The sequence below is a fragment of the Mycoplana sp. ABR4_002 genome (genome assembly GCF_056159645.1).
In genome coordinates, this window is record NZ_JBSWVO010000001.1 from 1409311 (window position 1) to 1432180 (window position 22870).

Genomic DNA, 22870 nt, shown 5'->3' on the forward strand with positions numbered 1-22870 from the left:
GCAACGGCGTGCTAGAGCCGGGCTTCCTGGGGGAACTTCCGCGCACCGGCGGCCCGCCCCTTGCCGTCGCCCTCGCGCGCCTTCAGGCAGCCCTCGCCATGGCCGATATAGTCGCGGGTGAGCGGAACGGCGGTCTGGTCGTGCGCCATCTGTAGCTGGAAAACGACGAGGTTCTGCCAGCGGAACGCGCTCTCCGAGGCGGCAAGGTAGAATTCCCAGATCCGGCAGAAGCGTTCGTCGTAGAGCGCCTTGGCCTCGTCGCGCCGTGCCAAGAAGCGCTGGCGCCAGTGCCGCAGCGTCTCGGCGTAGTGCAGCCGCAGGATCTCGATGTCGGTGACGGCCAGCCCGGACTTCTCCACCGCCTTCATCACCTCCGACAAGGCCGGGATGTAGCCCCCGGGGAAGATGTACTTTTCGATGAACGGGTTGTTGCTCGTCGGCCCGTCGGTGCGGCCGATCGTGTGCAGCAGCATCACCCCGTCCCGCTTCAGCAGCGCGGCGGCCTTGCGGAAGAAGGTGAGGTAGTTCGGCCGGCCGACATGCTCGAACATGCCGACCGAAACGATGCGGTCGTAGGTGTCCGGCGCCTTGCGGTAGTCCTCGAGCAGGAAGCGCACCTCGCCACCGAGGCCGGCGTCCTGAGCGCGCTGGCGCGAGACGGCGAACTGCTCGTTCGACAGCGTCAAGCCGGTCACCCGGGCGCCGAGGTTGCGCGCCAGGTAGAGCGCCATCCCGCCCCAGCCGCTGCCGATGTCCAGGACCGACAGCCCCGGGCGTCCGATCGTCAGCTTGGCGGCGATGTGCCGCTTCTTTGCCAGTTGCGCCTCGTCGAGACTCTGCTCGGGCGTTTCGAAATAGGCGCAGGAATACTGCTTGTCCTCGTCGAGGAACAGGTCGTAGAGCGCGCCGGTGAGGTCGTAATGGTGCTGGACGTTGTTGCGCGACCGGCGGATGCCGTTGTGCTCGCGCAGCCAGCGCAGGAGGTAGCGGGTCCGCTCGAGAAAGCGGTTCCAGCCGCTTTCGTAGTACTGGAATTCGGGGTTTCCGGTGAAGACGGTCTCGAGCAGGTCGTACATGTCTCCTTCGAGGAGATCGATGTCGCCGCTGCCGTAATGGTGGCCGAGGTAGAAGGAGGGGTCGAGCACCAGTCCCCACTGCGCCCGGGCGCTGTTGAGGCGGATGTGCACCGGCTTTCCGCTGCCGTCGCCGAAGCTGCGCGTCTTGCCGTCGGGGTAGGTAAACGTCAGGTTGCCGCGCCGAACCAGACGGGAAATCATCGACTCGAGAATGATTTTCATCCGCATACTCCATCGCAGGCTGCGGCGGAGCGGGTCTGGTCGGAAACCGGCCTGGGAGCGGCCCGACCGCCAATCCAGTCTGATCCCTATAGAAAATAACAAAAAAACCCGGATTTCAACCCGGGTCCTCTTGCACCTATGGCGGGAGAAGGAGCGGCGGTTGCCGCTCCGGTCCCGGGTACTAGGCCTCTTCGCCTTCTTCTTCTTCGGCTTCCGGGTCGAAGAAGTCGCCCGGCTTCAGCGCATCTTCGTCGACGCCGTAGATGGCGTCGGCGGAGGTCAGGCTCTCGCCCTTGGCCTGGCGCTCGGCTTCGTCGGCGGAGCGCGCGACGTTGAGTTCGATTGCGATCTCGACTTCCGAATGCAGGTGCAGGGCGACCTTGTGCAGGCCGATCGCCTTGATCGGGGCATTCAGCTCGATCTGGTTGCGGCCGATGTTGAAGCCTTCGGCAACCAGCGCCTCGACGATGTCACGGGCGGCGACCGAGCCGTAGAGCTGGCCGGTTTCGCCGGCGGAACGGACCATCACGAAGGACTTGCCTTCGAGCGTCTCGGCGACCTTCTGGGCTTCGGACTTGCGCTCCAGGTTGCGGGCTTCGAGCGTGGCGCGCTCGGTTTCGAAGCGCTTCTTGTTGGCTTCGTTGGCGCGCAGCGCCTTGCCGAGCGGCAGCAGGTAGTTGCGCGCGAAGCCGTCGCGGACCTTTACGGTTTCGCCCATCTGGCCAAGCTTGGCGATGCGTTCGAGCAGGATGACTTCCATGTTCAGTTCCTTTCTTTCGGGTTCAGGTGTTTGTGGATTTGGATTCAGTCTTCGGGCCGACCGGCGTCAGCGCGATGGTGCGCCGGGTATCGGTCAGGCCAAGTACGAGAATGGCCAGCACGGGCAGTGCGAACAGCAGCACCGAGCAGTAGGCGAGCCACAGCGCCGGCAGCCGCCACGCCTTGCCGCGGCTGCGCTGGTGCAGGATGGCGAAGCCGGAGAGCACGAATCCGGCGCCGAAGGTGCCGCAGACGAGCGCGCCGATGATGCCGGCAAGCCCGCCGGCAAAGCACAGCGCCAGCCCGGCGAGAAAGACGTAGATCGCGTTGCGGTGCATGCGCAGCGCCGTCGGCATGTCCTCGCGCGGCCGCAGGCCCTTGCCCGACAGCCGCACGATCGCGCTGGCGATGTAGTAGGCGGCAAACAGCAGCAACACCCAGAGCGCGCCCTGCACGAGCGGCAGGGCGAGCCCGAAGACCGCCTTCATCTGTGCGACGGCTGCGGGATCGGGATTGTAGAGCGGCTCCTGCTCCTGCAGGGCCAGCAGCATCATGTCGACCATCTGCGCGGCGAGCTCGCTGCTGTAGCCGACGATCATGCCGACCGCGATCATCCCGAGCGTCACCATCACGGCGAGGTGGGTGAGGATGTTCGACAGCGGATACCACGCGAGCGCGTCTTCCGGCCCGCCGAGTTCCGTTGCCGGACGCGCGAGGTTCGCCAGGTTGCTGAGCCAGCCGGCCGGGATCAGGGTGATGAGCACGATCAGGATGGCGAAGTGTGAGGAAGCCATCGCGGCGGCGACGGCGGCCCCGGCCAGCACGGCGATCAGCGCGCTGGCGTTGCCCCAGCCCAGGCCGGCGATCAGGATCGGCAGCGCCGAGCCGGCGAACAGGAAGATCGCGAGCGACGACTGCGCGTTCGCGCTCAGCGACAGCAGAGCGGCGGTGACACCGGCGACGAGGCCGATCGCAATCGCGGTCCAGGTTACATTCTTCACGGCGCTGTCCTGTCTTTCCAGACAGTTAGAGGAGTTTCCTGATCTTTTTGTCAGGAAAGGCTCCCCAACATGGGGTTTTGGCCTCGGCTGCCCGCGGGCGCCGCTGACCGGTGGTTGGTCCGATCCGCGCCCACCGCGGAAGGGAGAGGGCAAGGCGGAGGCCGCCTTGCCCTGAAACTTCGGCCCGGACGCAGCCGGGCCTCAGGGTCCGCCTATTAAGAGACGACGTAGGGCAGCAGGCCGAGGAAGCGGGCGCGCTTGATCGCCTTGGCGAGTTCGCGCTGCTTCTTCTGGGAAACGGCCGTGATGCGCGACGGAACGATCTTGCCACGCTCGGAAATGTAGCGCGACAGCAGGCGCACGTCCTTGTAGTCGATCTTCGGCGCGTTGGCGCCGGAGAACGGGCAGGTCTTGCGACGGCGGTGGAACGGGCGGCGAACCGGAGCGGAAGAAACTTCAGCCATTGTCTTTATCTCCTTCGGCTTCGATTAGGCGCGGTCTTCGCGCGGCGGACGACGGTCGCCATCGCGGCGCGGGCCACGGTCGCCGAAGTCGCGGCGCGGGCCACGGTCGTCGCCGTCACGGCGCGGACGGTCGTCGCGGTCGCGCTTCTGCATCATCGCGGACGGGCCCTCTTCGTGGGCTTCGACGGCGATGGTCATATAGCGCAGGACGTCTTCGTTGATGCGCATCTGGCGTTCCATCTCGTGGATGGCGGCGGCCGGAGCGTCGATGTCCATCAGCGCGTAGTGCGCCTTGCGGTTCTTCTTGATGCGGTAGGTCAGGGACTTCAGGCCCCAGTTCTCGACCCGGCCGACCTTGCCGCCGTGTGCTTCGATCACGCCCTTGTACTGCTCGACGAGCCCGTCGACCTGCTGGGCGGACACGTCCTGGCGGGCCAGGAATACATGTTCATAGAGAGCCATGTGGCTTTGCCTTTCTTGCGTTTGATCCACACCCGGAACCGGCGCCAAGCCTCAACGACTGATCTCAAGGACGCAGGGCCCCGGCAAGAAAAGCGTTTCATCTGTACGGTCGAGAGCGGAGACACGGGAGGCCGGAACGCTTCCGTTCCTGTCGCGCCCGTCGCCGGGAACGGCCCTCCGTTCAGCCACCAGCCGATGCGACCGGGTGTTTTGAACAGCGCGCTTATACGGATTTTTCGCCAGAAGGCAAGGGGTGATCATGGATGGGCCGCCGGTGCCGTCGCGGCGCCCGCGCGCATCGGGCGGGGAACCCGGTGCGGCGCGGCGCGTTGTCTTGTCGATATCAACAGTCGGAGTGGCAGAAGATGCAAGATCGTATCCCCGAGAAAGACCCCATCGAACACCGTCCCCTCGAGGGCCGCCCGGTAGCGGGCGATCCGGTGCACGAGCGACCGCCGGAAGAGCGACACACCGTCGTCGCCGCGAATGCCGGCGGCAGCGGGGCGGGCGCCTGGGCGGTAGCGCTCGTCGTTGCCGTGCTGGTCGCCGCCGGCGCCTTGTACTTTGCCGGCAGCTGGACCGGCGACGGGGTCGATCCGAACGCCAACACCTCGTCGGTCGGATCGCAGGAGCCGGCCCCTGCAGCGCCAGCCCCGGCCGATGGCGCGAGCGACGTGACGCCGGCGCCGGAACCGGTCCAGCCCAGCCCGGAGCAGCCTGCCACCGGCAACGGTGTTCAGTAACGGGGCCGGATGACGGCATTAGTTAGGTGGTGCCGGCAGCTGAGGACTTGTAACCGCGTCTGCCGCGCTGCCGCGCCGCCGTGCCCCACACGGCGGCGTCTTCTTTGGCCTCTGAAGCCAAGAGCCTCTGATCGGAAGTCAGGCAGCGCCCGTCTGTCCGAAAAGCCGACCCCGCGGCAGCCTGCCGGAGGCGATCAGATCGGCGCGGGGTACTGCCGGTGCAGTTTGCGGATGCCGTTCAGCACTTCGGTCGAGAGCGGATGCTCGGCGGCGGCGATGTCCGTCTTGAGTTGTTCCATTGTCGTTGCGCCGATGATGACGGAGGCGGTGAACGGCCGGGACAGGCAGAAGCCGATCGCCATCTGGGCCGGGTCGATCCGGTGCTCGCGCGCGAGCGCGACATAGGCTGCGACGGCCGGTTCCTGCAGCGGCTGATAGCGGCCGCCGAGGTCACCGTTCTTGGTCAGCCTGGAGCCCGCCGGGCGGGCGCCGCCCAGGTATTTGCCGGTCAGCAGTCCGGCGGCGAGCGGTGAATAGGCGAGCAGACCCACCTGTTCGTGGTGCGACAGTTCGGCGAGATCGAGGTCGTAGCTGCGATAGAGCAGGTTGTATTCGTTCTGGATCGAGACGACGCGCGGCAGGTCCCGACCTTCCGCCAGCCCCAGGTACTGCATCGTGCCCCAGGCGGTCTCGTTGGAGAGGCCGACGGCGCGGATCTTTCCCGCCTTCAACAGCGTGCCTGCGGTATCGAGGATCTCGGCGAGATCGTCTGCCGACCGGACCCGGTCCTGTTTCGACGGATCGTAGGTCCAGGCATTGCGGAAGTGGTAGTGCCCGCGGTTCGGCCAGTGGATCTGGTAGAGGTCGAGATAGTCGGTCCGCAGCCGCTTGAGGCTGCCCTCGACCGCCTCCAATATCCCCGCGCGCGTGATCGGCCTGCCCTCGCGGATATAGGGCCGGCCGGGGCCGGCGACCTTGGAGGCGAGCACGACCCTGTCGCGGTTGCCGCGTGCAACCAGCCAGGAGCCGATGAAGCGCTCGGTGTCGCCGTAGGTCTCGGGCGAGAGCGGCGTCGTCGGATAGAGTTCCGCCGTGTCGATGAAGTTGACGCCCCGGTCGAGCGCGTAGTCGAGCTGGGCATGCGCCTCGGCTTCGCTGTTCTGCGAACCCCAGGTCATGGTGCCGAGGCAGATTTCCGAGACGCGGATGTCGGTCCTGCCGAGAAGATTGTATTTCATAGCAACTTGTTCTGCTGGGGGCGCCGTTTGCGCCGCGATGACGGATTGGCTGCGCACGGGCCGACACAGGGCGGCTCCACGCACCGCGTCGAAACTTAAGCGTCAGGCCTTCAATTGCAAGGTGTGCCGTCGCGGAGCGTGCCGCCGCGACATCGATCTTCCCGGCAGTCCGCTCCGTCCGTGCATGGCTTGGAGCCCGGTCACGGCTTGATCAGCGACCTGAACGCGTCGCTGTTCTTGAACACTTCCAGGTCGTTCTCGGTCGGGTTCGAGCGCTCCTCGGCCGGATTGAAGATCTTGCGTAGCGTGTTGCGGACCGGATGACCGGGCTCGGGTGCGAGCCGGACCACGTTCTCCACCGCCCGCAGCGCCGCAGCCTCCGCCGCGGCCTTCTCCGCCTCGTCCGTCGCCGCGGCATATTTCTGTCCGTTTGCGGCGGCGACCCACAGTTGCACCTGGGGGTCGTCCATCGCTTTCGGCGAAACTCGCTCCAGTTGCTGCGCCGCGGCCAGTGCCATCGCGTAGCCGGCCGGCGGCGGCACGTAGAGGGCGCTCAACAGCGTGTCCTTCAGGACGGTAGGGTTGTCCGAGAACCGCCGCGCCGCCGAGTTCAGCGTCTCGGCGGCCTTTTCGTTCTCGCCGAACCGTTTGCGCACGGCGGCGAGCGCAAGGTACAGCTTCGGCGTGTTGGGCGCCTTGCGGATCGCCTCGGCAAATGCCCGTTCCGCGGCCTCGGCGTTGCCGAGACGGTCCTGGGCCGCGCCCCAGACCGCCAGTTCGTCGACCGTCTGCAGCTCGTCGAAGGGAACCTTCGCGATCTGCCGGTCCGCAGCGGTGGGGGCGCTGGCCTCGGGGGAATGCAGGGTGATGCGGACTTCGTCCAGCACCGCCTCCGTGCGCGTCGTCCGCAGCGCTTGCGCCAGCGCCTCCTGTCCCGGCAGCAGGTGGCTTTCGAAGTGATCGGCGGACGCCAGCAGGATGGTCAGGCGGGTGCGCGTCTCGAGGTAGAAGAAAAGAAAGCCGATGACGAGCCCGCAGACGACCGTCGCCGCGAACATCGAGCCGGAGCCGACCGCATTGCTCATGGCGGATTCGACGAAGTCGGTCCGGGCTGTTCGGAATGCGTCGCTGATACTCGCAATCTGCGTCAGTCCGAGGCCGACCATGATCTTCGTCAGCCAGTCGGAGATGTCCTCGAGATTGGTGTTGCCGGCGAATCGCGACAGGGAGGACGAGGGCATGGGCTCCGGCACCTCCGCATCCTTCTCGCCCTTGTCGTCGTCCCTCGCGCCCGGAGACTGGATGACGGCCTGGCTCCTGCGCTGCAGCAGCCGGGGAATGCCGAACAGGAAGCCGAGCAGTCCGCCGATGGTCACCGCGGCCGCCAGCACGGCGACATAGCCGCCGATGCTCAGAAGCAGGCCCGACAAGCAGATCGGGCCGACAGGGCAATGCGGCGCGCCCGCGGTCGCACTCAGCGCCGTGGCGGCGGAATAGCAAAGGATCACGAGGGCGTAGACCACCAGAAAGCGGATCGTCAGCCCCTCCACCTGCCGGAGGTTGAGCGCCATGATCCTGCCGCTGTAGTCACCCCGCCGCAGCGCCAGCGTTTCCCAGCCCGACTGTCCTTCCGCGCGCCTGACGTCCAGCATGGTCCTCTCCCGCAGTAAAGCAATTAATGATTGCACAAAATTATAATACACGCAATGGATGAGTTTGCCGCCGCGCCGCCCGAAATCTTGACTCGATGCCGCATTCCGTGAATTGGAAGGGCAAAACAACGACGGGAGACGCCCCATGACCATCGCATTCACCTTCCCGGGCCAGGGCAGCCAGGCCGTCGGCATGGGCAAGGAACTGGCGGAGACCTTTCCCGAAGCCGCAGCCGTGTTCGAAGAGGTCGATGACGCGCTCGGCGAGCAGCTGTCGGCCGTCATGTTCGAGGGGCCGGAAACCGAACTGACGCTGACCGCCAACGCCCAGCCGGCGCTGATGGCGGTGTCGATGGCGATCGTCCGCGTGCTCGAGGCGCGCGGTGTCATCCTGCGCGACAAGGTTTCCTACGTCGCCGGCCATTCGCTCGGCGAGTACTCGGCGCTCTGCGCCGCGGGCGCCTTCACCATCGCCGACACGGCGCGTCTCTTGCGCATCCGCGGGAAGGCCATGCAGAAGGCCGTGCCGGTGGGCGAGGGCGGCATGGCCGCCATCATCGGCCTTGAGCACGGCGAGGTGCAGACGATCTGCGACGAGGCGCTGGTGCATGGCTCCTGTCAGATCGCCAACGACAACGGCGGCGGCCAGCTCGTCGTGTCCGGGGCCAAGCCGGCCGTCGAGCGCGCCGCTCGCATGGCGACCGAGATGGGCGCCAAGCGCGCCGTCATGCTGCCGGTGTCGGCGCCGTTCCATTCGGCTCTGATGGCGCCGGCCGCCGAGGTCATGCGTGAGGCCCTCGCCAATGTTACCATCCGCGAGCCGGTCGTGCCGGTGATCGCCAACGTCTCCGTCCAGCCCGTTACCGACCCGAACGAGATCGCCCGGCTGCTGGTGGCGCAGGTGACCGGCCAGGTGCGCTGGCGCGAGACGGTGGAGTGGTTCGCCGGCAACGACGCGACCTCGCTCTACGAGATCGGCTCGGGCAAGGTGCTGACGGGCCTGGCCCGCCGCATCGACAAGTCCGTGACCGGCTATGCCGTCAACACGGCGACCGATATCGAGAACCTGCTGCAGACCCTCTGCGGCTGATACCCAGCAAGGGATGAAACCATGTTTGATCTTTCCGGCCGCAAGGCACTGGTAACCGGCGCTTCCGGTGGCATCGGCGAGGAAATCGCCAGGGTCCTGCACGCCCAGGGCGCGATCGTCGGCCTGCACGGCACGCGCGTCGAAAAGCTTGAGGCGCTGGCGAACACGCTTGGCGAGAGGGTGCAGATCTTTCCTGCCAACCTTGCCGACCGCGCCGAAGTCAAGGCACTCGGCGAGAAGGCGGAAGCCGAACTCGGCGGGGTCGACATCCTCGTCAACAACGCCGGCATCACCAAGGACGGCCTGTTCGTGCGCATGAGCGACGAGGACTGGGACGCGGTCCTGGAGGTCAACCTGACGTCGGTGTTCCGGCTTACCCGCGAGCTCACGCATCCGATGATGCGCCGCCGCTTCGGCCGCATCGTCAACATCACCTCCGTGGTCGGCGTCACCGGCAATCCGGGGCAGGCGAACTACTGCGCCTCCAAGGCCGGAATGATCGGCTTCACCAAGTCGCTCGCCCAGGAGATCGCCACCCGCAACGTCACCGTCAACTGCGTCGCCCCCGGCTTCATCGAATCCGCCATGACCGGCAAGCTGAACGACAAGCAGAAAGAGGCGATCATGGGCGCCATCCCGATGAAGCGCATGGGCACGGGGGCGGAAGTCGCCTCGGCGGTCGCCTACCTCGCCTCCACCGAGGCCGGCTACATGACCGGCCAGACGCTGCACGTCAACGGCGGCATGGCGATGATCTGAACAGCGGTGAAAACGCCCGGCTCGTCGCGTCAAAATAGCATGTTGACCGCGGCGAGGCGGGCGATTTTCGGACTTTGCGGCGGCCTTAAACCGTGTTAATCGGGCCATGACTGTCCGCAGTCGACCGGGGAATGCATGCTTTGTTAGGCGCTCGAATGCAGCGCCCGGGGGCATCTGCGGTTGAAAAAAACGAATTGCCCGGAATGCCTCGGCGTCCCGGGCTTGGTTGAGTGCCCGGTGCCGTGAACGGCACCGTAGAAAACAAAGGTCGAGGAATCCGACATGAGCGACATCGCAGAACGCGTAAAGAAAATTGTTATCGATCATCTGGGCGTCGACGCCGACAAGGTCAGCGAAGGCGCAAGCTTCATCGATGATCTCGGCGCGGACTCGCTCGACACGGTCGAACTGGTCATGGCATTCGAAGAGGAATTCGGCGTCGAGATTCCGGACGATGCCGCAGACTCGATCCTGACGGTCGGCGACGCCGTCAAGTTCATCGAGAAGGCCCAGGCCTGACAAAACCGTCCGGCGGGCCCCCGGGCCCGTCGAGACCCCGTTGGCGGACGTGCGCCTGTGCCCCGCCTCGGCCCAGGAATGTGCATAGGGTGGATCACCGACGATGAGACGTGTCGTTATCACCGGTACCGGCATGGTATCTCCTTTGGGCTGCGGTACCGAGGTAACCTGGTCTCGCCTGCTTGCAGGACAGAGCGGCGCCCGTCAGGTGACCGGCTTCGAGGTTGACGATATTGCTGCCCGGATCGCCTGTTACATCCCCACCGGCGACGGCACGGACGGCACCTACAATCCCGACCAGTGGCTGGAGCCGAAGGAACAGCGCAAGGTTGACGCCTTCATCGCCTATGCCATCGCGGCGGCGGACATGGCGCTCGACGATGCCGACTGGCACCCGAAGACCGACGATGACCAGACCTCGACCGGCGTGCTGATCGGCTCCGGCATCGGCGGCCTCGAGGGGATCGTCGATGCGGGCTACACGCTCCGCGACAAGGGCCCGCGCCGCGTCTCGCCCTTCTTCATCACCGGCCGCCTGATCAACCTCGCCTCGGGCCAGGTTTCGATCCGCCACAAGCTGCGCGGCCCGAACCATTCCGTCGTCACGGCCTGCTCGACCGGTGCGCATGCGATCGGCGACGCCGCTCGCCTGATCGCGCTCGGCGATGCCGACGTGATGGTGGCCGGCGGCACCGAGTCGCCGATCTCGCGCATGGCGCTGGCGGGCTTTTCCGCCTGCAAGGCGCTGTCGACCCAGTACAACGACGAGCCGACCAAGGCCTCGCGCCCCTATGACCGCGACCGCGACGGGTTCGTTATGGGCGAGGGCGCCGGCATCGTCGTGCTCGAGGAGCTCGAGCACGCCAAGGCGCGCGGCGCCAAGATCTATGCCGAGGTTGTCGGCTACGGCCTGTCCGGCGACGCCTTCCACATTACCGCGCCGTCCGAGGACGGCGACGGCGCCTATCGCTGCATGCAGATGGCGCTGAAGCGGGCCGGCCTGACCGCCGGTGATATCGACTACGTCAATGCGCACGGCACCTCCACCATGGCCGATACCATCGAGCTCGGCGCGGTCGAGCGCCTGGTCGGCAACCACGCCGCCAAGATCTCGATGTCGTCGACCAAGTCGGCGATCGGCCACCTGCTCGGCGCGGCCGGCGCGGTCGAGGCGATCTTCTCGGCGCTGGCGATCCGCGACAACGTCGCCCCGCCGACGCTCAATCTCGACAATCCCGAAGTCGAGACCGCAATCGATCTCGTGCCGCACAAGGCGCGCAAGCGCGAGATCAACGTGGCGCTGTCCAACTCCTTCGGTTTCGGCGGCACAAACGCCTCGCTGGTTCTGCGCCGCTACGGCTGAACCGCGCGGCACCTGAAAACCATGCCGGATCCCGCCCTTACGGGCGGGCTTCGATCCAGTTTTTGCCGCATTGGTCTGACCTACTGCGCTTCGCGCTTGTTCGGGTTCTTCGAGCGCATTAACGCCTTGAATCTGCGCATGATCTTGCACAGTCCGGGCAGGGGCGCTGGCAGCGGCGGGGAGAGGCTATTGGCGGCCAGATCATTCGAGGATTGTCTGTGAACGAGAACAACGACCCCGCTGAGATGACGTTCGGCCGCGGCGAGAATGCCAGCAAGGGCCCCATCATTCCGAAGTCGGCCAACGATGCGCTGCGTCCGGAGCCGGTTCCGAGCCCGCCGCGCCGCTCGCGCAAGGCGCGCAGCCAGGTGGTGATCTTCCTGAACTTCGTCATGACGGTGGTGGTGCTGGTCACGCTCGCCGGCGCGGCAATCCTCTACTACGCGCTCGACAGTTACCAGAAGCCCGGCCCGCTGACCGCAAACACCAACTTCATCGTGCGCAACGGCGCCGGCCTCAACGAGATCGCCGCCAGCCTGGAGCGCAACAGCATCATCACCGACAGCCGCGTCTTCCGGGCGGTCAGCCGTATCTATCTCGAAGACCAGGTGCTGAAGGCGGGCGAATACGAGATCCGCGCCGGTACCTCGATGCACGACATCCTGGAACTGCTGAAGTCGGGTAAGTCGATCCTCTACAGCGTTTCCGTGCCCGAGGGGCTGACGGTCAAGCAGGTCTTCCGCCGGCTCGCCGACGATCCGGTGCTGGAGGGCGACCTGCCGGCCGAGTTGCCGGCAGAGGGCTCGCTGATGCCCGACACCTACAAGTTCTCCCGCGGCACCAAGCGCGCCGATATCCTCAAGCAGATGCTCACCGCGCAGGCGGCGCTGGTGCAGCAGATCTGGGAAAAGCGCGACGACGGGCTGCCGATCACCTCGCCGGAGGAACTGGTGGCGCTTGCCTCCATCGTCGAGAAGGAGACCGGCAAGGCCGACGAGCGGCCGCGCGTCGCCTCGGTCTTCATCAACCGTCTGGAGAAGGGCATGCGGCTGCAGTCCGACCCGACGATCATCTACGGCATCTTCGGCGGCGACGGGAAGCCGTCCGACCGGCCGATCCTGCAGTCGGACATCGACAAGGAGACGCCCTACAACACCTACGTCATCAAGGGCCTGCCGCCGACGCCGATCGCCAATCCCGGGCGCGCGGCGCTGGAGGCGGTCGCCAATCCGTCGCGCACCGCCGAGCTCTACTTCGTCGCCGACGGAACCGGCGGGCATGTTTTCGCCGAGACCCTCGACGAGCACAACGCCAATGTCCGGCGCTGGCGCAAGCTCGAGGCCGAGAAGGCTGCCAAGGCCGCCGAGGCCGCCGAGGCGGCGAAGGAGGCCGAGGGCGCGACCCCGGACGGCAGCCAGTAACATCCTCCGGGCGGGCCGACCGCGCCTGCCCGACCGCTCTTTGCCGGGAAATAACCCTAGGCCGACGCTTTTCATCCCGGAACAGGCTATATAGGGACCAGGGTGCCGGCGGCGCTGATTCCGCGGTGCACCGGGGCAACCCGCGTTCGGAGTATGACATGCCATTGCAATCGATGACCGGTTTCGCGCGCAGCGAGGGCACCAGCGGCCGCTGTCGCTGGTCCTGGGAGCTTCGTTCCGTCAACGGCAAGGGGCTCGACCTGCGCATCCGGCTGCCCCAGGGCTTCGAGCACTTCGAGCCGGAGGTCCGGCAGAAAGCGGCGGCCGCCTTTGCCCGCGGCAACATGCAGATCGGCCTGTCGGTGTCCATCGCCGAGCCGCAGGTGCAGCCGGTGGTCAACCAGGCGGCGTTGTCGGCGATCCTGGCGCTGCGGGAGCAACTGGCCGGAATCGTCGATGCCGCGCCGCTGCGGCTCGACACGCTGCTGGCCATCCGCGGCGTCGTCGACTTCCGCGAGGCCGAGGAGAGTGAGGCCGACCGGACCCGCCGCGACGCCGATATCGCCGCCGGCCTCGACGCCGCCATCGGCCGGCTGCTGTCGATGCGGCTCGGCGAGGGCGAGGCGCTGCGCCAGGTCCTGGGCGGGCAGGTCGGCCGCATCGCTGAACTGGCCGCCGTCATCGAGGCCGACCCGAGCCGCAGCGTCGAGGCGATTGCCGAGCGTGTGGCCGGACAGGTGCAGATGCTGATGAAGGGCGGCAACGGGCTCGAGCGCGAGCGGATCTACCAGGAGGCGGTGCTGCTGGCGACCAAGGCGGACCTGCGCGAGGAGATCGATCGCCTGGGCGCCCATGTCCGCGCCGCCGAGGAACTGCTGTTTGCCGACCAGCCGGTGGGCCGCAAGCTGGATTTCCTTGCACAGGAATTTAACCGCGAGGCGAATACCATCTGTTCGAAGTCGAACGCCGCCGCCGTCACCGCCGCGGGCATCGAGCTGAAGGTCGTGATCGACCAGTTCCGCGAGCAGATTCAGAATTTGGAGTAGAGACCATGACCGCGCCGCAGACTGCCAAACCGATCGAGATCCCCCGGCGCGGGCTGATGCTGGTCATCTCCTCGCCGTCGGGCGCCGGCAAGTCGACGATCGCGCGCAACCTGCTGGAGCGGGGTGCGGGCGTCAGCCTTTCCGTCAGCGTCACCACCCGCCAGCGCCGTCCGAGCGAAATCGCCGGCCACCACTACCACTTCATCAGCCGGGGCGAGTTCGACATGCTGCGCGATTCCGATGCGCTGCTGGAATGGGCCGAGGTGCACGGCAACTTCTACGGCACGCCGCGCAAGCCGGTGGAGGAGGCGATGGCGTCCGGCCGCGACATGTTGTTCGATATCGACTGGCAGGGCGCCCAGCAGTTGCAGGACAAGATGCCGGCCGACGTCGTGTCGATCTTCATCCTGCCGCCGTCGATGACGGAACTGCAGTCCCGCCTGCATCGCCGCGCCGAGGACACCGAGGAGGTGATCGCAACACGGCTTGCCAATTCCCGCGCCGAAATCGGCCACTGGCACGAGTACGACTATGTCATCCTCAACGATGACCTCGACGCCGCCTTCGACGCCGTCGAGAGCATCGTCAAGGCCGAGCGCCTGCGCCGCGACCGCCGCTACGGCATGTACGACTTCGTCTCGAAGCTCCTGACCGAGGAGCCGACGCTGTGAGGCTCAAGGCAGCGTGATCATGGTTGCGAGGTAGCCCGCGCTCTGCAGGTACTCCAGCCCCTCCATCACGGGGAACAGCGCGATCAGCAGCAGGCAGTCGAGGAAGGTCTTCGACAGCGCCGCCTGCGAGAACGTCACCTGGCTGGCACCGCGATAGAGCAGCGGGTTGGGCAGCAGCAGCGGCGTGCGCGCCGCATAGTCGTCGTAGGTCGCGCCGAACAGGTGCCGCAGGTAGCTTTCCTCGCGCCGGGCCGTATAGAGAAACACGCCGTAGAAGGCCGCGGTCATCGCCGCCGCCAGGGCCACCGACCCGAACATCAGGCCGATTCCGCAGATCCCGACGAGCGAGGAGAAGTAGAGCGGATTGCGGACCATCGAATAGGGGCCGAGCGTCACCAGCTGCTTGTTCTTGTGCGAGCCGACGTAGAGGATGCTCCACAGCCGCCCGAGGATGGCGCAGAACACCAGAACCAGCCCGGAAATCTCCAGCGCTTCGTGAATGTCGCTCTGCTCGCTCCAGAGCGGGCGGGAGACGAGTATGGTGGACAGAAAGAGCGCGGCGAGCAGCCAGAGGGAGACGATGCGCTTTTTCTGGTTGAATGCTGTGGGCTGCATCATGAAGGGTCCTGATCGGTGCGGGAAGCCAGGTGAATCTAGGCCGAACGGCCGGGCGCGTCCAGCGCCGTCGCATCAGCCGAGGGCGTTGGCGAGCGTAACGAATTCCTCCACCGACAGCGTCTCGGCGCGCCGCTGCGGGTCGATGCCGGCCCTCGCGAGAAGCGTCTCGCCGCCGAGCGGCTTCAGGCTCTGGCGCAGCATCTTGCGGCGCTGTCCGAACGCCGACTGGGTGACGCGCTCCAGTGCTTCGGCGCGGCAGGGCAGGGGGGCCTCGACGGGCTCGAGATGGACGACCGACGAGGTGACCTTCGGCGGCGGGATGAAGGCCTGCGGCGGCACGTCGAAGGCCATCCGCGCCCTGGTGCGCCAACCGCAAAGGACGCCGAGCCGGCCGTAGTGATCGTCGTCCTCGCGCGCCACGATGCGCAGCCCCACCTCGCGCTGGAACATCAGCGTCAGCGACCGGTAGAACGGCGGCCAGCGCTTCGGCAGCAGCCAGTTGACGAGCAACTGCGTGCCGACGTTGTAGGGCAGGTTGGCGATGATGCGGACGGGTTCGCCGGATGTCGCAAGCGTCTCGAAGTCGACCTTCAGCGCATCGCCCTCGATCACCGTGAGCCGTCCGGGGTAGTGGTCGGCGATCTCCTGCAGCGCCGGGATGGCGCGGGCGTCGCGTTCGATGGCGATGACGTGACGGGCGCCGAGCGAGAGGATCGCCCGGGTGAGGCCGCCTGGACCCGGTCCGACCTCGATCACGGTGCAGTCCTCGAGCGGACCTGCGGTCCTGGCGATCTTCTGAGTCAGGTTGAGGTCGAGCAGAAAGTTTTGCCCGAGCGACTTCTTCGCATCGAGCCCGTGGCGCTGGATGACGTCGCGCAGCGGCGGGAGCCCGTCGATCGCCGCCATCAGCCGGCGCTCCGCTCGTGCGCGGCCAGGTCCTGCGCCAGACTCAGGGCGGCCAGCAGGCTGTCCGGCCTGGCCTTGCCGGTTGCCGCCAGCGAAAAGGCGGTGCCGTGGTCGGGCGACGTGCGGATGAAGGGAAGGCCGAGGGTGACGTTGACCGAATCGTCGAAGCCGAGCGCCTTGGCCGGAATCAGCGCCTGGTCGTGGTACATGCAGAGCGCGACGTCGTAGGTGGCGCGCGCGGCGTCGTGGAACATGGTGTCTGCCGGCAGCGGACCGAACGCATCGATGCCGGCCGCCTTCAGCCGCGCGATGGCGGGGGCGACGATCCTCGCATCCTCCTGGCCCAGCGCGCCGCCTTCGCCCGCATGCGGGTTGAGTCCGGCGACGGCCAGGCGCGGCCGTGCAAGGCCGAAGCGGCGGCTGAGGTCGCGCGCCGTGACAAGGCCGGTCTCGAACACCAGGTCCTCGGTCAGCGCGTTCGGCACGTCCTTCAGCGGAATATGGATCGTCACCGGTACGCTGCGAAGGCGCGGTCCGGAAAGCAGCATCACCGGCAATGCCTGCCGGCCGGTGGCGCGGGCGGCGAGCTCGGCGAGGTATTCGGTGTGTCCGGGGAAGGGAAAGCCGGAACCGTAGAGCACGGCCTTGGCGATCGGATTGGTGACGACGGCGGCGGTCCGTCCGGCCAGGGTCAGTTGCACCGCCGCCTCGATCGCGCCGATGATCGCGCCGGCATTGCGCGCCGACGGTGCACCTGCCACGGCCGGCTCGGCGAGGGCAACGGTCAGCACCGGGATTGCGGCGGCGAACAGGCCGGCGGCACTCTCGGGCGTGGCGGCTGCGGTCGCCACGTCGTCGAGGCCGCGCTCGCGCGCCCGCTCCTGCAGCGCCGCCGGATCGCCAACGAACAGGAACGGCGGCAGGGCCAGTGCCGCGCGGTCGCGCCACAGGTCGAGGGTGATGTCGAGTCCGATCCCGGACGGATCGCCCATGGTCAGGGCCAGCGGGAGAACAGGCGGGAAGGTCATCGGGATCGGTTCGTTCCGTGCGGAGAGTAGCCGGCGCGCGGGCGCCGGCGATGGCGGCGGGTCAGCGCAGGACGATCTGGGCCTTCTTGCGCAGTTCCTCGAGGTACTTTTCGCTGTTGCCGTCGTCCTTCTGTCCGCCCTTGCCGAGGTCCTCGGCGCGGAACACCATCTCTGCCGCCATGTCGTCGTTGACCTGGCGCTTCTTGCAGATGCCCAGGTATTCGACGCCGCGGTCGGTGACGCGGGTGCCGGTGGTGTTGCCCTCGGCCTTCTCCACCAGCGGCTTCCAGTCGGCCGGAAGCTGCGGCGCAAGCACGCGGCCGAGCTCGCGGATCGACACGTCATGCATGGTGGCGGCGAAGACCTTGGCGTCATCGCAGCCCGGATATTTCGAGCGCGAGGCCTCCGCCTCGGCCTTGCGCTTGCCGAGGATGGCATTGCGGCGCGATGCCGGGACGACGAAGATGATCTGCTGCAGGAAGTATTCCGTCGTCGAGGGCTTCTCGCCGCCGTGCTCCTGCATCCGCTCGGCCAGGCTCTTGCCGGCCGTGCCGCCGAAGCGAGCGTTGACGACGCGCGGCCAGCTCATCTGGATGGCGATGTACTGCTTGAAATGGTCGGCGCCGACGCCGGCCTTGTCGAGGATGTCGCTCAACTGCTCGGGCGTCAGCTTGTTGCCCTGCGCGAAACGGGCAAAGGAAGCGTCCACGTCCGATGTGCTGACCGACATTCTCAGCTTGGCGATCTCCGCCCGCTTCAGCGCCTCGTCGATCAGCTGCTCGCGCGCGATTGCGCTGGAACTCTTCTGCCGTTGCAGCCGGAGGAACGCGGCGCGGCGGGCCACGTCGCCGGAGGTGATGGCCGTGCCGTTGACCACGGCCTCGACGCCCGTCGCCGCCATCGCGGCCGGCGGCTGCATGGTGGTGGTGGTTGCGGCAGCGAACAGGGCCGTGCCCAGAGCCATCGCCCGCATCAACGACATCGTGTACTTCATGCCCATCCCTTTCGTGTTCGGCTGACCGGATCGCATCGTCGATGCCCTTCCCGGTCCGGCGCGTCGGCTCCCTCGCCAGCCAGCGTGCCTCGGCCAGTTTCAGCGCAAAATGCGGAGCACGCCGTTGTGCCCCGCCGCAAGTCGCCCCTTCCTTGGCCATTTGCATAATGCATGCGGCCAAACGATGACAAGCCCGCCTCGCGGCGCGGATCGCTCAGTAGTCGTCGAAGCCGTCGAGGGTGGTGTCGCCGAGATTGATGTCGCCGAGCGTACGGAAGCTCAGCCGTGCCCCGATCGACCAGTCGTTGGCGATCGTCGCGGCGGTATCGCGCCTGTTTTCGTAAACGATCGAAAAGATCGTGTCGCGGTCGTCATAGGTCAGGCCGACGCCGCTGCGCGCGAGATTGCTGTTGTTGATGTCGTAGGTCAGCGAGCCGAACACCGACCAGTAGTCGCGGAACTTCAGCGCCGCGATCGTCTGCACCTCGTCGTTGTCGCTGTCGGAGCCGTAGAGCGGCTGGGCGGCGATGCGGGTATAGGTCATGGCCGCCTGCAGACGGTAGTTCTCGAAGCCGACCCTGGCATCGGTGCGCCGCAGCGACAGATCCTTGCGGTCCAGCCGCGCGCTGTAGGAGACGGCCCAGCCGATCGGCATCGCCAGTCCGGCCATGGTCACGTAGTCGGAGCTGTCGTACTGCAGGCCGGAATCGGCGCCTGCATTGACTAGATCCGGGGAGGCGAACGAGTTGTCCCCCGCCAGCTGGTAGGACTGGCCGACGATGCTGCGCAAGGTGTAGCCGTTGTCGAACGTGCCGGTGTAGCGCAGGCCGACATTGGCGCGGGTTCCGCCCTCGATGCGGTCGAAGCCGGAGAACTTGTCACGCTCGAAAAGCGAGGTCGCGTCGAAGACGAAGCTCTGCGCATCCTCGTTCGGCAGGCCGCCGGCCAGCTGTTCGTCCGGGCGGGCATAGACCTGGGCGACCGGTTCGAAAACATGCGAGCTGTTGTCGGTGGTCACCAGGATGGGATAGCGGGCTTCGAGACCGGCGGTGAGCATGTAGCGGCTGGCGCTGCTGCCGGTGTCGAAATCGCCGCGATAGTCGGGACCGGGGTCGCTCATGTCGAGACGCAGCGAATCGCCGCGCGCCGCCATCAGCGGCGTGACCACCAGGCCGCCCGGCATGATGTACTGCCGCTTCCATTCCAGTTCGGCCGTCAGTCGCGTCGTGCCGCCCTCGAGGCCGGGGAAGCGATAGGAACTGCCGACGTTGTAGCTGTCGAGCAGGCTGCGCTCGACATTGGTGAGGTTGACGGTGCCGCTGAGCTGGCCGCCGAGCACGGGCTGCGGGGCGAAGTACTCGTAGTCGAACACCTGCGGAATGGCCTGCTGCCGCTCCGCCACATCGTCGGGGTCGGCGTCCTGTACGTCGAAGTAGTAGCCGCGCAGGTCGAAGTAGTTCCGCTGGCCGAGGCCGTTCAAGTAAAGCTGGTTCTCGACGATGCGGTCTTCGAAGTCGTCGAGATCGTAGGTGCGGCCGAAGTTGTTGTCGGTCTGGACCATCGCGTCCCAGCCGAAGATCCAGCGCGGATTGATCTCGAACTCGCCCTGCGTCGCCACCAGGCCGCGGCCGTCGACCTCGCGGTCGCTCGTGCCGTCGGTGAAGACCTCGGGCTGCATCTGGTCGATGCCGGCCGCGCGCAGCGTGACCATGCCGTTGTGGAACGCCTTGCGGAACTCGCCCTCGAGCAGGAAGCCCTGCTTGGTAAAGCCGGTGCCGGTAACGGTTGCGTCCATGTCCGGGGCGATCGCGAAGTAGTAGGGAACGCCGACGCCGAGCCCCAGCTTCGGCGCGTAGCTGAATTGCGGGAACAGGAAGCCGGTCTTGCGCTTGACGGTGTGGTCGGGGACCTCCAGCCGCGGGAAATAGGCGATCGGCTTGCCGAACATCTCGAACCGCGCGTGCTCGAGACGAACCGTGTGGGTGCGGCCGTTCTGGACGATGCGCTCGGCCTTGATCTGCCACAGCGAGCGATGCGTCGGATTGGTCGCGCAGGGCGTGCAGGCAGTGTAGACGCCGCGATTGAGGATCAGTTCCTCGCCGTTGACGCGCTCGCCGCTGACGGCCGACAGCTTGGTCAGGTCGGTCGTCTCCACGCGCAAGGCATTGGCAAAGCCGTTGGCGAAGTCGTCCGACAGCGTCAGTTCCTGGGCGTAGACGCGGTTGCCGGTCGGCTCGATGAATTCGATGTCGCCGGCCGCGTGCAACTGGCCGGTCTTCTGGTCGTAGACGACTTCCCGGGCGACCAGCTGGTAGCCGCCATAGTTGATCTGCACCGCGCCGCGCGCGGTCACCTTGTCGGTGTCCTGGTTGTAGACGAGTTCGTTGGCGGCCAGAATCAGCTTGGCGTCCGCCGGGACCTGCGGCGCCGCCACGCCAAGGTCGTTCGCCGCCTGGGCCCGCGCCGGCAGCGATGCCATCGGCGCAAGCGCGCACGTGGCGACACCGGCAAGCAGCGCAGTCGCGATCAAACCCTTTTGTCCGCGGTTACCTGCCGCCACTAGCCGTCCTCCTGGTGCAGCAAGATCGTCGCACCGAGCGACATAGCTACAACAACTGGCAGCCAGGCCGCAACGAACGGAGGAACAATTCCACTGCTTCCGAATGCTTTTACAAGCACGGTGACCACATAAAGCATGAAGCCCGAAAGGATGCCACCCAGAATCACCGCACGTGATTGATTGAACCGGCTAAATTTCAGCGACACGCTGGCGGCGATCAGCGTCATCGCAACCAGAAGCAGCGGCAGCGACAGCAGCGAATGGTACTGCGTTTCGAGCGGTTCGGTGGCGAAACCGAACGACTTTGCCGCCTCGATCTTCCGAGGAAGGCTGAAAAACGAAACGGAATCAGGTTTTTCGAGGCTTTCCTGCACGAATTCCTGTCTCAGATTGGTACGAAGCTGGGCCGTCGGCATGCGCTTTGGCAACTCGCCGTTGCGGGTCTCCAGCACGTCGTTAAGCAGCCAGTAACCATCTTCGAGGATCGCTGATTCGGCGTCCTGGCGATAGGTGATGCGGCCGTCCTTGTCGAAGTGGACGATGCTGACGTTGAGCAGCCGCGTGCCGTTGTTCTCGACCGCCTTCGCACCGATGATGGCGTCGTCGTCGCCATATTTCTGTCGGATCCACGGCACGCCGGAGCCGGAGGACTTGCGGCTCGATCCCCACTCGGCCTCCAGCACCTGCGCCTGGCGGGTGCCCCAGGCGGAGATCGGGTTCAAAACGACGACAGCCAGCACGCCGAACAGGAATGCGCCGACGGCGAAGGGGCGCAGGAACTGCCAGACCGAGACGCCGGCGGCGCGCGTCACCACCAGCTCATAGCGGCGGTTCAGCGAGATCAGCGCCGCCATGCCGGCGAAGAGGGCGACGAACGGCACCGTCTGCATCAGGATCATCGGGATGCGCAGCGCCGTCATCAGGATGCCGCTGGTCACGGTGTAGTTCGGCAGCCCGCCCATGCGGCTGGACGTCTCGCTGAAGTCGATGATGAAGACGAGCGCGAAGATCCCGATCAGGAACCAGATCGTCGTGACGACGTAGCGTCGGAAGAAATAGAAGCCGAGGGTCGGGATCATGGCTGCGGTCCGTGGCCGGAGGAGGTCGCGTCGGCGCGCCGGTTCAGGCGCGCCAGCAGGCTGTCGCGCAGGTCCAGCAGGCGCGTGCGCCAGGTCGCGGGAAGGTCGAGGCTCTTGTGCCGCATCAGCAGCCGCAGCGCGAGGGCGGTGACGGCGACCGGAATGAGGTACATCAGCGGGATGAGGTAGGGCGAGCGTTCCGCGGCATTGCCCGCGTAGAACACCGCCCAGCGGATGGCGAGGGCGACGAGCAGCGCCGTGATCATCGGATGCACCCGTGCCTGGCGATGCGAGCGCGCATCGACGCTGACGACGAGGGCGACGAGGCCGAACAGCACCGGCAGCAGCCACTCGGTGAAGCGGCGGTGGAATTCCGCCCGGAAGGCCTGCGGGTTGCGCTTGACCTGCGAATCGTTCGGGTCCGGATTGAACAGGAACGGCAGGTCGCGGTCCTTTGCCCGCAGCGTCGCCTCGCCGGTGCGCTCGGTCAGGTCGGCGAGGTCGAAGGCATAGGAATCGAACTTGATCACAGAGACGTCGCCGTTCGGCAGCTTGCGGTGCACTTCCCCGTCGTTCATCACCAGCGCCGAGGTCTTCTCGTCGACGGCGCCCTCGCGGGCGTAGTAGACGTACTCGACCTTCGGGTCGCGGGTGTCGGCGACGAACAGCCCCTCGAGCACGCCGCCGCTCTTGCGGCGCGACACCTGGACGTAGAGCCCGTCCGTCACCTTGCGGAAGGCGTTCTCCTGGATCACCGAGGACAGCAGGTCCGCATGTGCGGTGGCGATCATCTCGCGCACCGCCGTCCGCGAATAGGGTTCGACGAAATTGTCGACGGTAAAGGACAGCGCGCTCAGCGCGATCCCGAGATACATCACCGGCTTGATGATCATCATGCGCGAGCTGCCGGCGGCGCTCAGCACGGTCAGCTCCGAATCGGCGTTCATCACCGTCAGCGTCTGCGCGACCCCGATCACATAGGCAAATGGCAGGATGATCGGGATCACCGACGGCAGGACCAGGGTGGCGAGCTTGAGGAACGCCACCATCGACTGGCCGCTGTCCGTCACGAGATTGATGCTGGTGAGCGCCTGTGTCGTCCAGACAATGCCGAGCAGCGGCAGGAGGGTGGCGAGGAACATCGTCGATGTCCGGCGCAGGACGTAGCGTTCAATCAGCTTCATGTCTGTTTCCGAACC

Annotated in this window: 22 protein-coding genes; 8 read left to right on the plus strand and 14 right to left on the minus strand. The window is 66.5% G+C overall.

All coding sequences use genetic code 11. From position 1 onward, the window contains the following. Positions 1-11: 11 nt before the first annotated feature. From ACXAGF_RS06730 to rpsF, 5 genes are all read right to left on the minus strand, one after another. The gene (locus ACXAGF_RS06730) at positions 12-1298 is read right to left on the minus strand and encodes a class I SAM-dependent methyltransferase (RefSeq protein ID WP_475015484.1); all 1287 of its coding nucleotides are present in this window, start codon (positions 1296-1298) and stop codon (positions 12-14) included. A 181-nt stretch (positions 1299-1479) separates the two neighbouring features. Continuing rightward, positions 1480-2058 (minus strand): 50S ribosomal protein L9, encoded by a 579-nt coding sequence (rplI, locus tag ACXAGF_RS06735; RefSeq protein WP_475015486.1) that lies wholly within the window; start codon positions 2056-2058, stop codon positions 1480-1482. Between the two features lie 22 nt (positions 2059-2080). Next, a complete protein-coding gene (locus ACXAGF_RS06740) occupies positions 2081-3058 on the minus strand; it encodes a DUF2232 domain-containing protein (protein ID WP_475015488.1) in 978 nt (325 codons plus the stop codon). 215 nt (positions 3059-3273) lie between these two features. Further along, the gene (gene rpsR / locus ACXAGF_RS06745) at positions 3274-3522 is read right to left on the minus strand and encodes a 30S ribosomal protein S18 (protein WP_475015489.1); all 249 of its coding nucleotides are present in this window, start codon (positions 3520-3522) and stop codon (positions 3274-3276) included. A 24-nt stretch (positions 3523-3546) separates the two neighbouring features. Further along, positions 3547-3984, minus strand: coding sequence for a 30S ribosomal protein S6 (gene rpsF / locus ACXAGF_RS06750; protein ID WP_475015491.1), 438 nt, complete (start codon positions 3982-3984; stop codon positions 3547-3549). Between the two features lie 365 nt (positions 3985-4349). Between rpsF and ACXAGF_RS06755 the strand changes: the two genes are divergently transcribed. Beyond that, positions 4350-4727: a hypothetical protein gene (locus tag ACXAGF_RS06755; protein ID WP_475015492.1), complete on the plus strand. Its 378-nt coding sequence runs from the start codon at positions 4350-4352 to the stop codon at positions 4725-4727. Between the two features lie 194 nt (positions 4728-4921). On the opposite strand, the gene ACXAGF_RS06760 is transcribed toward ACXAGF_RS06755, so the two are convergent. Both ACXAGF_RS06760 and ACXAGF_RS06765 read right to left on the minus strand, forming a co-directional pair. Then, positions 4922-5965, minus strand: coding sequence for an aldo/keto reductase (locus ACXAGF_RS06760; protein ID WP_475015493.1), 1044 nt, complete (start codon positions 5963-5965; stop codon positions 4922-4924). A gap of 200 nt (positions 5966-6165) precedes the next feature. Further along, a complete protein-coding gene (locus ACXAGF_RS06765) occupies positions 6166-7617 on the minus strand; it encodes a hypothetical protein (protein WP_475015494.1) in 1452 nt (483 codons plus the stop codon). Positions 7618-7762: 145 nt separating this feature from the next. On the opposite strand from ACXAGF_RS06765, the gene fabD reads away from it, so the two are divergent. The 7 genes from fabD to gmk all read left to right on the plus strand — a co-directional run bounded on the left by fabD (position 7763) and on the right by gmk (position 14486). Beyond that, complete coding sequence (gene fabD, locus ACXAGF_RS06770; protein ID WP_475015495.1) at positions 7763-8707, plus strand: ACP S-malonyltransferase; 945 nt, start codon at positions 7763-7765, stop codon at positions 8705-8707. A gap of 21 nt (positions 8708-8728) precedes the next feature. Next, positions 8729-9466, plus strand: a complete 738-nt coding sequence (fabG, locus tag ACXAGF_RS06775) for a 3-oxoacyl-[acyl-carrier-protein] reductase (RefSeq protein WP_475015496.1) — start codon at positions 8729-8731, stop codon at positions 9464-9466. A 282-nt stretch (positions 9467-9748) separates the two neighbouring features. Further along, entirely contained in the window at positions 9749-9985 is a 237-nt protein-coding gene (locus tag ACXAGF_RS06780; RefSeq protein WP_097139127.1) for an acyl carrier protein, read from the plus strand. 103 nt (positions 9986-10088) lie between these two features. Then, entirely contained in the window at positions 10089-11348 is a 1260-nt protein-coding gene (gene fabF / locus ACXAGF_RS06785; protein ID WP_475015499.1) for a beta-ketoacyl-ACP synthase II, read from the plus strand. A gap of 245 nt (positions 11349-11593) precedes the next feature. Then, positions 11594-12769 (plus strand): endolytic transglycosylase MltG, encoded by a 1176-nt coding sequence (gene mltG, locus ACXAGF_RS06790; protein WP_475019229.1) that lies wholly within the window; start codon positions 11594-11596, stop codon positions 12767-12769. 158 nt (positions 12770-12927) lie between these two features. Next, the gene (locus tag ACXAGF_RS06795) at positions 12928-13815 is read left to right on the plus strand and encodes a YicC/YloC family endoribonuclease (RefSeq protein ID WP_475015500.1); all 888 of its coding nucleotides are present in this window, start codon (positions 12928-12930) and stop codon (positions 13813-13815) included. 5 nt (positions 13816-13820) lie between these two features. Further along, positions 13821-14486, plus strand: a complete 666-nt coding sequence (gene gmk / locus ACXAGF_RS06800; protein WP_475015501.1) for a guanylate kinase — start codon at positions 13821-13823, stop codon at positions 14484-14486. A 3-nt stretch (positions 14487-14489) separates the two neighbouring features. On the opposite strand, the gene ACXAGF_RS06805 is transcribed toward gmk, so the two are convergent. The 7 genes from ACXAGF_RS06805 to lptF all read right to left on the minus strand — a co-directional run bounded on the left by ACXAGF_RS06805 (position 14490) and on the right by lptF (position 22855). Continuing rightward, entirely contained in the window at positions 14490-15101 is a 612-nt protein-coding gene (locus ACXAGF_RS06805) for a methyltransferase family protein (protein WP_475015502.1), read from the minus strand. Positions 15102-15176: 75 nt separating this feature from the next. Then, positions 15177-16010: a 16S rRNA (adenine(1518)-N(6)/adenine(1519)-N(6))-dimethyltransferase RsmA gene (rsmA, locus tag ACXAGF_RS06810; RefSeq protein ID WP_475015504.1), complete on the minus strand. Its 834-nt coding sequence runs from the start codon at positions 16008-16010 to the stop codon at positions 15177-15179. Continuing rightward, positions 16010-17038, minus strand: coding sequence for a 4-hydroxythreonine-4-phosphate dehydrogenase PdxA (gene pdxA, locus ACXAGF_RS06815; protein WP_475015505.1), 1029 nt, complete (start codon positions 17036-17038; stop codon positions 16010-16012). Before pdxA ends, rsmA begins: the two co-directional genes overlap by 1 nt. Positions 17039-17099: 61 nt before the next feature. Continuing rightward, a complete protein-coding gene (locus ACXAGF_RS06820; RefSeq protein ID WP_475019230.1) occupies positions 17100-18038 on the minus strand; it encodes a SurA N-terminal domain-containing protein in 939 nt (312 codons plus the stop codon). 208 nt (positions 18039-18246) lie between these two features. After that, positions 18247-20592: an LPS-assembly protein LptD gene (locus tag ACXAGF_RS06825; protein ID WP_475015506.1), complete on the minus strand. Its 2346-nt coding sequence runs from the start codon at positions 20590-20592 to the stop codon at positions 18247-18249. Beyond that, a complete protein-coding gene (gene lptG / locus ACXAGF_RS06830; RefSeq protein ID WP_475015507.1) occupies positions 20592-21671 on the minus strand; it encodes an LPS export ABC transporter permease LptG in 1080 nt (359 codons plus the stop codon). The genes ACXAGF_RS06825 and lptG overlap by 1 nt, the downstream gene beginning before the upstream one ends. Continuing rightward, complete coding sequence (gene lptF / locus ACXAGF_RS06835) at positions 21668-22855, minus strand: LPS export ABC transporter permease LptF (protein WP_475015508.1); 1188 nt, start codon at positions 22853-22855, stop codon at positions 21668-21670. Before lptF ends, lptG begins: the two co-directional genes overlap by 4 nt. Positions 22856-22870 lie beyond the last annotated feature (15 nt).